Raw genomic sequence first — 13,455 nt, 5'->3', positions numbered from 1 at the left:
TAGAAACAATTATGAGACCAAATTTTAAAAACATAGATATCAAGAATGCCGGTTTTGCAGCTACCAATGCTGCCGAATGGGCAAAAGCCAATGGTATTGAAGCCGATTGGAAAACACCTGAGCATATCGAGGTGAAACCTGTTTATACGAAAGATGACCTGGAAGGTATGGAGCATCTGCACTATGCTTCCGGTTTGCCTCCTTATCTGCGTGGCCCGTATAGCGGTATGTACGCTATGCGTCCCTGGACGATCCGTCAGTATGCCGGTTTCTCTACAGCAGAAGAATCAAATGCATTCTATCGTCGTAACCTGGCTTCCGGTCAGAAAGGTCTGTCTGTTGCATTCGACCTTCCGACACACCGCGGATACGATGCCGACAACGAACGTGTAGTCGGTGACGTAGGTAAAGCTGGTGTTTCCATCTGTTCACTGGAAAACATGAAAGTTCTGTTCGCTGGTATTCCTTTGAACAAGATGTCTGTTTCCATGACCATGAACGGTGGTGTTCTTCCTGTATTGGCATTCTACATCAATGCAGGTCTGGAACAGGGCGCTAAGTTGGAAGAAATGGCCGGTACGATTCAGAACGATATCCTGAAAGAGTTCATGGTGCGTAATACCTATATTTATCCGCCTGAATTCTCTATGAAGATCATTGCAGATATCTTCGAATATACATCACAGAAGATGCCGAAATTCAATTCTATCTCTATCTCCGGTTACCATATGCAGGAAGCCGGTGCTACAGCAGATATTGAAATGGCTTATACACTGTGTGACGGTATGGAATATCTTCGTGCCGGTGTGAACGCAGGTATCGATGTGGATGCATTCGCTCCGCGTCTGTCATTCTTCTGGGCTATCGGTGTGAACCACTTTATGGAAATCGCCAAGATGCGTGCTGCACGTATGTTGTGGGCGAAGATTGTGAAGAGCTTTGGCGCCAAGAACCCGAAATCACTGGCATTGCGTACTCACTGCCAGACTTCAGGATGGTCGTTGACGGAACAAGATCCGTTCAACAACGTAGGTCGTACTTGTATCGAGGCTATGGCTGCTGCACTGGGACATACACAGTCTCTGCACACCAACGCGCTGGACGAAGCTATCGCATTGCCGACAGACTTTTCTGCACGTATCGCTCGTAACACCCAGATATATATCCAGGAAGAAACGAAGATCTGTAAGGAAATCGACCCGTGGGCAGGTTCTTATTATGTAGAGTCTTTGACAAATGAACTGGTACACAAAGGTTGGGCTTTGATCCAGGAAATCGAAAGTATGGGCGGTATGGCAAAAGCTATCGAAACTGGTCTTCCGAAGATGCGTATCGAAGAAGCTGCAGCTCGTACTCAGGCTCGTATCGACTCTGGCGTTCAGACAATCGTCGGTGTTAACAAATACCGTCTGCCGAAAGAAGATCCGATCGATATCCTTGAAATCGACAATACAGCCGTTCGTAACGAACAGGTAGCTGCACTTAAGGTATTGCGTGAAAACCGCGATGAGGCAGCTGTTCAGCAGGCATTGGCCGATATCACTGAATGTGTAAAAACTAAGAAAGGCAACTTGCTGGAACTGGCTGTTAAGGCTGCCGGCCTGCGTGCATCCTTGGGAGAGATCTCGGATGCCTGCGAAGTTGTTGTAGGACGTTATAAAGCAATCATCAGAACTATTTCAGGCGTGTATTCATCAGAAACAAAGAAAGACGCAGACTTTATCAAGGCTTGCGAGCTGACAGAAAAGTTTGCAAAGAAAGAAGGTCGCCAGCCTCGTATCATGATCGCTAAGATGGGTCAGGACGGACACGACCGTGGTGCTAAAGTTGTTGCTACTGGTTATGCAGACTGTGGTTTCGACGTGGATATGGGACCATTGTTCCAGACTCCGGCAGAAGCTGCCCGTCAGGCTGTTGAAAACGATGTTCACGTTATGGGTGTTTCTTCTTTGGCTGCCGGACATAAGACATTGATCCCGCAGGTAATTGAAGAACTGAAGAAATTAGGTCGCGAGGACATCATCGTTATTGCCGGTGGTGTAATTCCTGCACAGGATTATGACTTCCTGTATAAAGCAGGTGTTGCTGCTATCTTCGGTCCGGGTACTTCAGTGGCTAAGGCTGCTGTTCAGATCCTGGAAATCCTGATAGGAGAAGAATAAGAAGAGATTCTTGTTATCATATAAAGAGGGTTGTCTTGTAATGAGGCAACCCTTTTGTTGTTTATTAGATCGAAAATGACTTTTCCTTATCGTTTATCACATACTTTTTGTTTAAGTTTACAGTCTTAATATGTAATACCATTTAATACCTATGGATAGAATAAACTGCTTTATACCCTATATTTCTCCGGAACAGGTGAAACCGACGGTCGACGAACTGAGAAGTACCGGATTGACAGACAAAATATATTTAATGACTTCCAACCCGGAAGCGGAACCTTATGAAGGATGTGAGATTCTACAAATTGACACATTGACCAGTACACAGACTATGAGGTCGATATATCAGTTGGCGGATAATCTCAATGTATTATATTATCTCCGATATACTCCTTTAAAGTTTGGGCAGAACGGATTGGAGCGGATGATTTCCATGTCTGAATGTAGACTGTGTAAAGTGGTTTATGCCGATCATTATCTCCTGACCGGCGGGATCAGGCAGGAACATCCGGTAAACGATTACCAGCCTGGAAGCTTACGTGACGATTTTGATTTCGGACCTTTGATGATAATCTCTTATGACGCTTTTGAGAATTATTTCAAATTCTTAAAAAGATTCGGAAGGAAATATCCGGTTTCCTATAAATATGCAGGATTTTATCATTTACGCTTGTATGTGTACGAGCGTTACGAATTCTTTCACTTTAGAGAATATCTGTATACTTATGAAGAAATGGATGTACGTAAGAGTGGTGAAAAACAGTTTGATTATGTAGATCCGAAAAACCGTGAGGTACAGCTTGAAATGGAATCTGCATGCAGATTATTGTTGTTGTTTAATGGAGCTTTATTGACCAGAAAACCCCAAAAGGCGAAAGTTAAATCGAGAGGATTTAAGTATGAAGCGTCGGTAATCATTCCGGTTCGTAACCGCGTACGTACGATCGAAGACGCCATCCGTTCGGTATTGAGCCAGGAGACGAGCTTTAAATTCAATCTGATCATTGTAGACAATCATTCGACTGACGGAACGACTGAATTGATTAACCGTTATGCTACGGACGACCGTCTGATTCATTTAATTCCTGAACGGGATGATCTGGGTATTGGCGGTTGTTGGAATGAGGCGGTGGCACATCCGATGTGCGGTAAGTTTTCCGTACAACTTGACAGTGATGATGTCTATAGTGGTCCGGATACTTTACAGAAAATAGTGGATACTTTCTATAAGGAAGAGTGTGCCATGGTGATTGGAACCTATAAGATGACCGACTTCGACCTGAATGAAATACCACCCGGAATCATTGACCATCGCGAATGGACGGTAGAGAATGGTCGTAATAATGCGCTTCGGATCAATGGGCTGGGAGCACCTCGTGCTTTTTATACTCCGATCCTGCGTGAATTGAAAATGCCGAATGTGAGTTATGGAGAAGACTATGCGATCGGTTTGGCTATCTCCAGGACATATCGTATCGGACGTATTTATGATGTCCTGTATCTTTGCCGACGTTGGGAAGATAATACGGATGCAGCACTCGATATACGGAAGATGAATGAGCATAATGCTTATAAAGACAGCTTGCGTACGATCGAATTATTCATGAGAGGTTTTATCTAAATCTGTTTTTAAGGAATCTGAATTATGAATGGAAATATAACTCAGCAAGTCCGGGAACTGATAAGCTACCATTGCAAGAATTGGGAACTGGCACGAACGAATTATGCAGCTCTTGATCGGGTACAATCGCGGAAGCTCATGGTAAATGGATATGAAGTGGAGTTACAGTTCAATCCGGAACGTATCCGGTCGTCGGCAGCAAAGATAGATAAAGCTTCGTTGGCAGCCCGTCCCTGTTTTCTTTGTGAGGCCAATCGCCCTGGCAATCAGCAATGGATCGACTTCGGTGATGAATACCAGATCATCGTTAACCCTTATCCCATTTTTCCTGAGCATCTGACGATTCCCGTTCGGGCACATCAGGACCAGTGTATTCGGGGACGTTATACCGATATGCTGGCGCTGGCGGAGGCACTAGACGAATTTATTGTCTTTTATAACGGTCCGAAATGCGGAGCTTCGGCTCCCGATCATATGCACTTCCAGGCTGGAAGTAAAGGCTTTTTACCTCTTGAGGTAAACTGGTCCTTGGCATTCAGAGAAGAAGTGAAAGTGAAAGGACAGTCCGTATTATATGCCTTACGTGATTTTTTGCAACCTGTGTTTATGATTATTTCCGGAAAGATGGAAGATGCCGTTTTTCTGTTCGACCATCTTTATGGACTTATGGACTGTAAACCTGGAGAATATGAACCGATGATGAATGTGTTATCATGGAAGGAAGATGGTAAATGGATTACGTGTATTTATCCAAGAAAGAATTTACATCCTTCCTGTTATTATGCAGAGGGAGACGCTAACATATTGATCAGTCCGGCAACCGTTGAGATGGCAGGTATCTTTGTGACTCCTTTGGAAAAGGATTTCCGGAAGGTAACGGCAGACGATCTTCAGCAGATTCTTCGTGAAACCTGTCTCCCGGAAGAGGAGATGGATTTGTTAATCAGTAAATCTAAATTATACTCTTTATGAATCAGACGAAGCGAACTTCTCCCTGGAGTTGGATACCTACCTTGTATTTTGCGGAAGCACTTCCTTATGTGGCGGTGATGACGATCTCAGTCATTATGTACAAACGCATGGGAATTAGTAATACGGATATCGCCCTGTATACCAGTTGGCTTTACCTGCCGTGGGTTATTAAGCCTTTTTGGAGTCCTTTCGTCGACTTATTGAAAACGAAACGCTGGTGGGTGATTACAATGCAGTTTCTGATCGGGGCAGGGCTTGCCGGGATTGCGTTTACGTTGCCGATGGACTATGCCTTTCAATTGTCGTTGGCTATCTTCTGGCTGGTAGCCTTTAGTTCGGCTACACATGATATTGCAGCAGACGGTTTTTATATGCTGGCTCTCGATCCGCATGAACAAGCTTTTTATGTGGGGATACGCAGTACCTTCTATCGGATTGCGACGATAGCAGGTCAAGGGTTGCTGGTCATGCTGGCCGGGGCTCTTGAAGTGGCTACCGGTAAGATCCCGTTGGCATGGTCGATCACTTTCCTGATCATGGCTGGTTTATTTATCGGTTTTTGTCTGTATCATAAGTATATATTGCCTGTACCGGCTTCTGATAAGGCAGCTGTCACAGTGACGGCTACCACTATTTTCAAAGAGTTCCTGGCTACATTTGTTTCTTTTTTCAAGAAGAAGCAAGCTGTAGTAGCGATCCTTTTTATGTTACTGTACCGTTTTCCCGAAGCACAGCTGGTAAAATTGGTGACACCGTTCCTGATCGATCCCCGGGAAGTGGGAGGATTAGGATTGACCACCTCGGAATTAGGATTGGTCTATGGGACGATCGGCATTATCGGTCTGACCCTGGGAGGAATTATCGGAGGCATTGTTGCTTCACAGGGAGGTTTGAAGAAATGGCTGTGGCCGATGGCTTTGGCGATCACATTGCCTGACCTGGTTTTTATCTACCTGAGTACTGTATTGCCGGAAAGTCTGATCACGATCAATGTCTGTGTTTTTATCGAACAGTTCGGATATGGGTTCGGGTTTACTGCTTATATGCTTTACCTGATCTATTATTCCGAAGGGGAACATAAGACAGCACATTATGCGATATGTACGGCTTTTATGGCGTTAGGCATGATGCTTCCCGGGATGATTGCCGGATGGTTACAGGAAACACTGGGATATGTGACTTTTTTCTGGTGGGTGATGGGATGTTGTCTGATCACATTGGCGGTGACAGCTTGTTTGAAGATAGATCCGGCATTTGCCAGGAAAGAGAAAAAGAAAGAATAATTTGTAACAGAGTAAAATATGATACTGATAGCCGATAGTGGTTCAACCAAGACGGATTGGTGTATGGTAGAGAAGGGAGAATCTGTTCTCCGTTTTCAGACTCGGGGTATGAATCCGTTTTTTCAGACCGAAGAGGAAATGGGAAAGGAGATAGAAACCGGATTATTGCCAGCATTAAAAGACCTTATGCCTTCCGCCGTATATTTTTACGGGGCGGGTTGTGCTTTCCCGGAAAAGAATGAAATGATCCGGCGTTCTGTCAACCGGTATTTGTCTGCACCCGTTGAGGTCGGCAGCGATTTACTGGCGGCGGCACGTGCATTGTGCGGTAGCAGACCGGGGATAGCTTGTATTCTGGGGACTGGTTCGAACTCTTGCCAGTATGATGGGAAAGAGGTTGTAAAGAATGTCTCTCCCCTGGGTTTTATCCTGGGAGATGAAGGAAGTGGTGCCGTATTGGGTAAACTCTTGATTGGGAATGTATTAAAAGATCAGCTACCTCCAGACCTTAAAAACCAGTTTCTTACACAATATGAACTGACTCCAGCGTTGATTATGGATAGTGTGTATCGGCGACCGTTTCCCAACCGTTTTCTGGCAGGATTTTCTCCTTTTATATTGGAACATTTGGATGAACCGGCTATCTGGGAGCTGGTAACCCGTAGTTTTCTGGCATTTTTTACCCGAAATGTGAAACAATACGATTGTTTTAATCTGCCGGTTCATCTGGTAGGTTCGGTAGCCTGGTATTATCAGGATATATTAAAAGATATCGCTTTCGATCTGGGGATCCGTATTGGGACTGTTGCCCGGAGTCCGATGGAAGGATTGATTTCTTATCATGGCTGATGTATCCTTTGATATTTGGTTGATTGTCTTTATATTTGTTGCGTTTGTAATCTTATATTTAATAAATTGTCTGCATGAAAAAAGTGTTATTCTCATTCTGCTTCCTCATCGCATTGTTATGGGGTAGTTCGTTAAGGGTAGAGGCGCAGCCTGCCCGTAAATTGATTGATGTCGTGGTTTCGCCTGACCGGACTGACTGGAAATATAAGGCAAAAGAGGAGGTGACTTTTACTGTCCAGGTTTTCAGAAATGAAAATTTATTGGAAGATGTAGTTGTCGATTATGAATTGGGACCGGAATATTTCCCGGTTAAGACAGAAAAAGATGTTCTGTTGAAGAACGGAAAGACAACATTGAAGGCCTCTCTGAAAGAACCCGGATTTCTGCGTTGTAAAGTGATCGCTAAAGTGGAAGGCCGTAATTATGAAGGAATGGCAACTGTGGCTGTGGATGAAGAACGTATACAGCCGACAACAGAGGATCCGAAAGATTTCGACAGCTTCTGGAACCAGGCGATCGCTGATGCCCGTAAAATACCGTTGGATCCTAAAATGGTATTAATGCCGGAAAGATGTACTTCTACTCAAAATGTGTATCATATCAGTTTTCAGAATGAGCGGTATGGTTCCAGAATGTATGGAATACTGGTCGTTCCGAAGAAAGACGGGAAATATCCCGCTATACTTCAGGTTCCTGGGGCCGGTATACGTCCGTATGGCGGAATTAATCTGGGAGATGATGTGATTACCCTGGAGATAGGTATTCATGGTATTCCTGTGAATCTGCCGCAGGAGGTGTATAATAATCTGGCATCAGGAGCTTTGAACGGATATCCCGGAATCAATAAGAATGACCGCGATGCTCATTACTATAAGCGGGTTTATTTAGGTTGTGTAAAAGCTGTGGACTTTATTTATTCCCTGCCTGAATTTGACGGATCGACGGTAGGTGTGACAGGTGGAAGCCAGGGTGGTGCCCTCTCTATTGTAACTGCAGGATTAGAACCCCGCATTAAATTCCTGGCAGCTTTATATCCGGCCTTATGTGATTATGCGGGGTATTTGCATAACCGTGCAGGTGGCTGGCCTCACTATTACCGGAATGCACAACCCGGACCGAATGAAGTTGAGACATTGGCTTATTTTGACGTAGTTAATTTTGCCCGTCGTGTCAATGCTCCGGGATGGTATAGCTGGGGATATAATGACGTCACTTGTCCTCCTACGTCTATGTATTCTGCATATAATGTTATTCCCGGCGCAAAGGAGTTACATCTTTATCTGGAAACCGGGCACTGGACTTATCCAGAGCAGGATGCTGCCCGTTTACAATGGCTGAAAGAGATATGTAAATAAAATGTAGGTTTATGACCGGAAAACGATTCATCCGATGTTTGTGGATGCTGATGAGGTTTCCGGTCATAAATTTTGTTAGTTTTGCATCTGTTTTAATATCGTGCGTAATACATATTCTATATGGCATTTACTAAAATAACAGAGCAAGATTCATACTATGACAACCTGGAATGTAAATCAGTCCGGGAGTTGTTGGAAGATATAAATACGGAAGACCAAAAGGTTGCATCGGCTGTTCAGAAAACAATACCCCAGATAGAAAAACTGGTATTGCAGATCGTACCCCGGATGAAACAGGGAGGGCGTATCTTTTATTTGGGTGCAGGAACCAGCGGACGTTTGGGAGTACTTGACGCCTCCGAAATACCTCCGACTTTCGGAATGCCTTCCACATTGGTGATCGGTCTGATTGCTGGGGGGGAGAAAGCGCTTCGCAATCCGGTAGAGAATGCAGAGGACGATGTAAACCGGGGATGGGAAGAACTGCAGGAACACCAGATTACTTCTAAAGATATAGTGATCGGGATCGCAGCTTCCGGTACTACTCCTTATGTGATCGGTGCTTTGCGAAAAGCACGTGAGCATGGGATCCTGACGGCTTCTATTTCCAGTAATCCCGATTCTCCGATGGCAGCAGAAGCAGATATAGCCATTGAAATGATTGTCGGACCGGAGTTTGTGACGGGAAGTTCCCGTATGAAATCGGGGACAGGACAAAAGATGATCCTGAATATGATATCAACTTCCGTAATGATCCAATTGGGACGTGTAAAAGGAAACCGGATGATCAATATGCAACTGAGCAATCAGAAACTGGTTGACCGGGGCGTTCGTATGTTGGCTGAAGAATTAGGAATCGGCTACAATGAATCTCATAATCTGTTGCTTATATACGGTTCCGTTAAGAAAGCGCTCGAAGCTTACCGTCATTAATAACAGAATATGGATTGGCATTGAAGATTCAGGATTCTTTAGTTTTATTTTGTTCGATGTATTCCATAGGGGTCATGTCAAATTCTTTTTTGAAACATCTGCTGAAATATTTGGCATCGTTGAAACCTACACGGTAAGCAACTTCAGAGATATTGCCTTTTTGCTCGAGTAATAATTTGCATGATGCTTTTAACCGGATATTCCGGATGAATTCATTCGGTGATAAATTGGTCAGAGATTTCAATTTCCTGTACAGCATCGAGTTTGAGATATTCATTTCTTCTGTAAATGCCTGTAGGTCGAACTCCGGATTTTCGATATTCTTTTCAACAGCATCAATGGCCCGGTTCAATATCTTCTCATCCATGGATGTCAATGAAACCTGGATACTTTGGGTAAGAGGCGTGCTTTTGAACTTCTGTGCCGTGAGTACCCTGTTTTCTATAATACTGAGTAGCTGAGCTTTCAACAACTGGAAGTTAAATGGTTTAGTGATATAAGCATCCGCACTGACCTGGAATCCTTCCAGTTTATCTTCATCTGATATTTTTGCAGAAAGAAGTACGACAGGAATGTGGGAAGTGCTGATCTCTTGTTTGATCGTTCGACAGACTTCGAATCCGTTCATACCCGGCATCATGATATCGCTTAATATGAGTTCTGGATTCTTACTTTGCGCGATATCGATACCCTCGGAACCGTTTGTTGTCGTATAAACAATAAATTGTGTCGCAAGTAGATTCCGGATAGACTGTAAAAGTTCTTCATTATCTTCGATGACCAGGATTGTATGTTTTTTATCAGTCTGACTTTCTTCCGATTTCTCTGGCAGGGTTGTCTCTGCACATTCTGTTGTTGCAATGTCCGGAAGGATCTCCGGAGAATGGATGCCGCTGTTATCTTCTATCTGCTCTTCCCGGTAAGCTGTTTTTTCCAGAGGAATGGAAAATGAGAACTCGGTCCATTCATTTGGAATGCTTGTTACCTGGATGGTACCGTTATGCAATTCCACCAGGTTTTTGGTGAGTGATAAGCCGATGCCATTGCCTCGTTTTTCAGAATCTTTGTAATTGATCTCATAAAAACGTTGGAATATCGAATGAATATGTTTCTCACTTATGCCAATACCGGTATTGCCAACCGTAACGGTCAGTCGTTTGTATTCGAAATCAGAGACAGCCCCTTCCGGTGAAAGTGTGATTTTTACTTTACCGTTTATTTTGTTATACTTGAATGCATTCGATAAAAGATTGTAGATGATCTTGTCTACTTTATCTTTATCGAACCATCCGGGAATGTGTGGTTTCGGATTCTCAATGATAAGTTCTATATTTTTACTTTTTCCTAAAATCAGGAAATTATCATTGCATATCTTGGTAATAAAGGATCCTATATCTCCAAATGATACGGTTAGTTTAAGACCTCCGTTTTCGGCTTTCCTGAATTCCAGAATTTGTTCTAGCAGACGGTTCAGCCGTTGTATATTGGTTTTCATTACATTGAAGACACTGTCTTTGCTATTATATTTTAACCTTAATTCTTCAACGGAACAAGTTATCAGAGAAAGTGGCGTTAAAAGCTCGTGGCTGATATTTGTGAAAAACTTCAGTTTTTCCTGTGCAAGTTCTTCTGATTTGGCATGCTCTATTTGTTCCAGTTTGAGGGCTTCCTTTATTTCCAGTTTATATCGGAATATTCGGAAAGTAATCCATAAAATAAGACAGATTATCAGGAAATATAAGCAATAAGCCCACCAGGTAGCATAAAGGGGGGGAAGCACTTTTATATGGAGTATTTCCGGTTGTTCTCCCATAAAACTGTTTTCGTTCGTTCCCTTTACCAAAAAACGATAGGTGCCACTTCTTAAATTGGTGTAATAAGCGTAACGGTGATTAGCATCAACATAATGCCACTCTTTATCAAAACCTTCCAACATATATGCATACCGATTCTTTTCCGGATTTTTGAATGTGAGGGAAGCGAACTCAATCCCGAAATTGTAATCGTTATTGGATAAAGTAATGGACTTCGAGTATGAGGGATGTAACTGGGGGGACAGGTTTCTCTGTTTGCTCATTGGAAGATTATCGAATGAGTTATGGAAGATTTTAAGATCCGAGATAACCGTTTTCACTTTACTCGATGTCTCTTTTATATCCTTCGGATAGAAGGAACAAAAGCCATTGGCCATACCGAAATGAAGCTGATTATCCAGATCAGACAAAACTGTTCCCTGATTGAATGCATTATCCAGTAAACCGTCTTCTGTGGTAAATATTTTTATTTGTGCACCTTTTTCTCCTTCCGGATTGTATTGTACAAGCCCTTGGTTTGTTCCGATATATAATAGGCCATTGGATTCTGCAATGCTGAAAATTGCATCACCCGGAATTTCCTGCATACAATCGATCAGTTCAAATTTATCTGTTTCGCGATTAAGCATGCTTAATCCACCGCCTTTGGTGCCAGCCCAAAGGCGGTGTTTATTATCCTGATATATACATTTTATTTCATTACTGTTGATAGTTCCGTTTTCCTGATTGTAGTTTCTGAATGTTAATCCTTTTACGCCCTGGGAAGCATCGGCCAGAAATATACCGTTATTCTTGGTCCCCAGCCACATTTGATTTTTGTAATCGTGGCAAATGGATTGAACTTCTATCATTTCACCTTGATTAAGGTTAACATACGACAATGTATCTTGTTCTGCTGTTAGTATATTAATTCCATAATTGCTTCCAATCCATATATTCTGTGCTTCATCACAACAAATATCTTTTATTATATCTCCGGCGATCCATCCTCCCCAAAAAGGGAAATGCTGTTTTACCGAGGTTATTTTATTATTCTGTAATGTGCAGGATAATAAACCTCCGTATTCGGAACCCATCAATAATTCATCACGTAAAGGATGTTTGAATATAATTTGTATATTTCCGATTCTGTCAGGGAATTTTTTTAAGTCAGGATCATTTGCACGGGAAGTTAAACGGTTGGTACGGATATTGTATTTGACTAATCCGACCTTTTCTACTCCGAGTAAAAATTCATCTTTGTTCCATTTGTAAATAGCTGTGACAGATAATGGTTGTTTGAAGTCATCGATGGAATAGAATGGGTGATTACTGAATGGCTGTTCTTTTTCATACATTAGATAAATACCTGAATTTTGTGTAGCCATCCAGATCATACCGTTTTTCCCTTTATACAGATCGTTTATTTCATAGTTGGTTACTGTTCGTGTTGAATCTTGAAAAGAGGACCGATAATTATCAGGAATTAACGGATAAGTAATTATGTCGAGTCCCAGGCTTGTTCCAACCAAAAGGTTTCCGTTTTTATCCTGAGTGATCGAGTGTATTAATCGTTCGTATTTGATATCTTTGTCATACCTTGTATAAAGTATTTTCAATGGATTCGTGTGGTTTTCAATCTTGAATAAATGATTTACTGTGCCAAGCCACAAATTTTTATCTTTATCTTCATAAATGGCCCCGATTCTTCCTTCATCTCCCAAATAGGGACAGTTTATGAATTCTTCTGTGCGTGGGTTCAGGCGGCACAGGCCATTTCCCCATGTTCCTATCCATATAAAACCGTCGGAATCTTCATAAAGTACGCGAATGTCATCTCCGTAAATGCTGTTCGTTTTAAGGATCTTATTCTGATAAACATAGAATGAATCTGCTTTTTCGTCATATCGGTATAATCCGTTAGAGGTTCCGATCCATAAAATATTATCTCTGGTATAAAGGAAGGTCCAAACATGTTTGCCTGCTAATTTATTTCGATCTACGGTTTCCATTTTTCCAGTCTTTTTATCCAGTATATTGATACCGTTCACCGTTCCGATCCATAGTTTGTTGTTTTTGTCTTCAATTAGTGTATTGACCCAGTTGTTGTTGAGAAGTGTGGGGGATGTGTAAGTCGATTTGTACACTTTATTTGTATAACCATCATAACGGCATAGTCCGTTCGTTGTACAAAACCACATATATCCCTCACTGTCCTGATAAATATGCGTGATCTGCTTACTCGGTAACAGCTCCTGTTTATTAATAGGCTGAATATGATATGAAACAAGTGGGGTTGCTGATATTATAAGCGGAATAAATAGCGATAAGAATATCGAGTAAAAATTTCTTGTGGACATAATAACTCCTTTAGATGTAAAGCATGTAAAATTGCACTATGCGAATATATACTTTTTAAGGGAATCGGGAAAATGTAATACGTGGTAAATTTATGAAAAACTGAATAAGATTGTATGGAAAGACCGT

Annotated in this window: 8 protein-coding genes; 7 read left to right on the top strand and 1 reads right to left on the bottom strand. The window is 42.3% G+C overall.

Going from position 1 to position 13,455, the window contains the following annotated elements; translation table 11 throughout:
• Positions 1–11: 11 nt before the first annotated feature.
• From scpA to murQ, 7 genes are all read left to right on the top strand, one after another.
• Entirely contained in the window at positions 12–2,162 is a 2,151-nt protein-coding gene (gene scpA, locus DWW23_RS22380; protein WP_122356362.1) for a methylmalonyl-CoA mutase, read from the top strand.
• 151 nt (positions 2,163–2,313) lie between these two features.
• On the top strand, positions 2,314–3,783 hold the full coding sequence (locus DWW23_RS22375; protein WP_122356360.1) for a glycosyltransferase family A protein: 1,470 nt from the start codon (positions 2,314–2,316) through the stop codon (positions 3,781–3,783).
• 24 nt (positions 3,784–3,807) lie between these two features.
• Entirely contained in the window at positions 3,808–4,755 is a 948-nt protein-coding gene (locus tag DWW23_RS22370) for a DUF4922 domain-containing protein (RefSeq protein ID WP_122356358.1), read from the top strand.
• Positions 4,752–6,038, top strand: coding sequence for an MFS transporter (locus tag DWW23_RS22365; protein WP_122356356.1), 1,287 nt, complete (start codon positions 4,752–4,754; stop codon positions 6,036–6,038). Before DWW23_RS22370 ends, DWW23_RS22365 begins: the two co-directional genes overlap by 4 nt.
• A gap of 18 nt (positions 6,039–6,056) precedes the next feature.
• On the top strand, positions 6,057–6,887 hold the full coding sequence (locus DWW23_RS22360) for an ATPase (protein ID WP_122356354.1): 831 nt from the start codon (positions 6,057–6,059) through the stop codon (positions 6,885–6,887).
• A gap of 74 nt (positions 6,888–6,961) precedes the next feature.
• Positions 6,962–8,242 (top strand): acetylxylan esterase, encoded by a 1,281-nt coding sequence (locus DWW23_RS22355; RefSeq protein ID WP_122356352.1) that lies wholly within the window; start codon positions 6,962–6,964, stop codon positions 8,240–8,242.
• A gap of 120 nt (positions 8,243–8,362) precedes the next feature.
• On the top strand, positions 8,363–9,175 hold the full coding sequence (gene murQ, locus DWW23_RS22350; protein WP_122356350.1) for an N-acetylmuramic acid 6-phosphate etherase: 813 nt from the start codon (positions 8,363–8,365) through the stop codon (positions 9,173–9,175).
• Between the two features lie 28 nt (positions 9,176–9,203).
• Here murQ and DWW23_RS22345 read toward each other — a convergent pair whose 3' ends face one another.
• A complete protein-coding gene (locus tag DWW23_RS22345) occupies positions 9,204–13,328 on the bottom strand; it encodes a hybrid sensor histidine kinase/response regulator transcription factor (protein ID WP_122356348.1) in 4,125 nt (1,374 codons plus the stop codon).
• Positions 13,329–13,455 lie beyond the last annotated feature (127 nt).

Origin of the sequence: Parabacteroides sp. AF14-59, from assembly GCF_003479515.1 — a bacterium.
In the GTDB taxonomy this organism is placed as follows: Bacteria; Bacteroidota; Bacteroidia; order Bacteroidales; family Tannerellaceae; genus Parabacteroides; species Parabacteroides faecis.
This window is presented reverse-complemented; position numbering and strand designations above follow the sequence as displayed.

What these genes read in the sequence shown, in the direction of transcription:
- scpA (WP_122356362.1), top strand. Translation starts at nt 12, where the DNA reads ATGAGACCAAATTTTAAAAACATAGATATCAAGAATGCCGGTTTTGCA.
- DWW23_RS22375 (WP_122356360.1), top strand. Translation starts at nt 2,314, where the DNA reads ATGGATAGAATAAACTGCTTTATACCCTATATTTCTCCGGAACAGGTG.
- DWW23_RS22370 (WP_122356358.1), top strand. Translation starts at nt 3,808, where the DNA reads ATGAATGGAAATATAACTCAGCAAGTCCGGGAACTGATAAGCTACCAT.
- DWW23_RS22365 (WP_122356356.1), top strand. Translation starts at nt 4,752, where the DNA reads ATGAATCAGACGAAGCGAACTTCTCCCTGGAGTTGGATACCTACCTTG.
- DWW23_RS22360 (WP_122356354.1), top strand. Translation starts at nt 6,057, where the DNA reads ATGATACTGATAGCCGATAGTGGTTCAACCAAGACGGATTGGTGTATG.
- DWW23_RS22355 (WP_122356352.1), top strand. Translation starts at nt 6,962, where the DNA reads ATGAAAAAAGTGTTATTCTCATTCTGCTTCCTCATCGCATTGTTATGG.
- murQ (WP_122356350.1), top strand. Translation starts at nt 8,363, where the DNA reads ATGGCATTTACTAAAATAACAGAGCAAGATTCATACTATGACAACCTG.
- DWW23_RS22345 (WP_122356348.1), bottom strand. Translation starts at nt 13,328, where the DNA reads ATGTCCACAAGAAATTTTTACTCGATATTCTTATCGCTATTTATTCCG.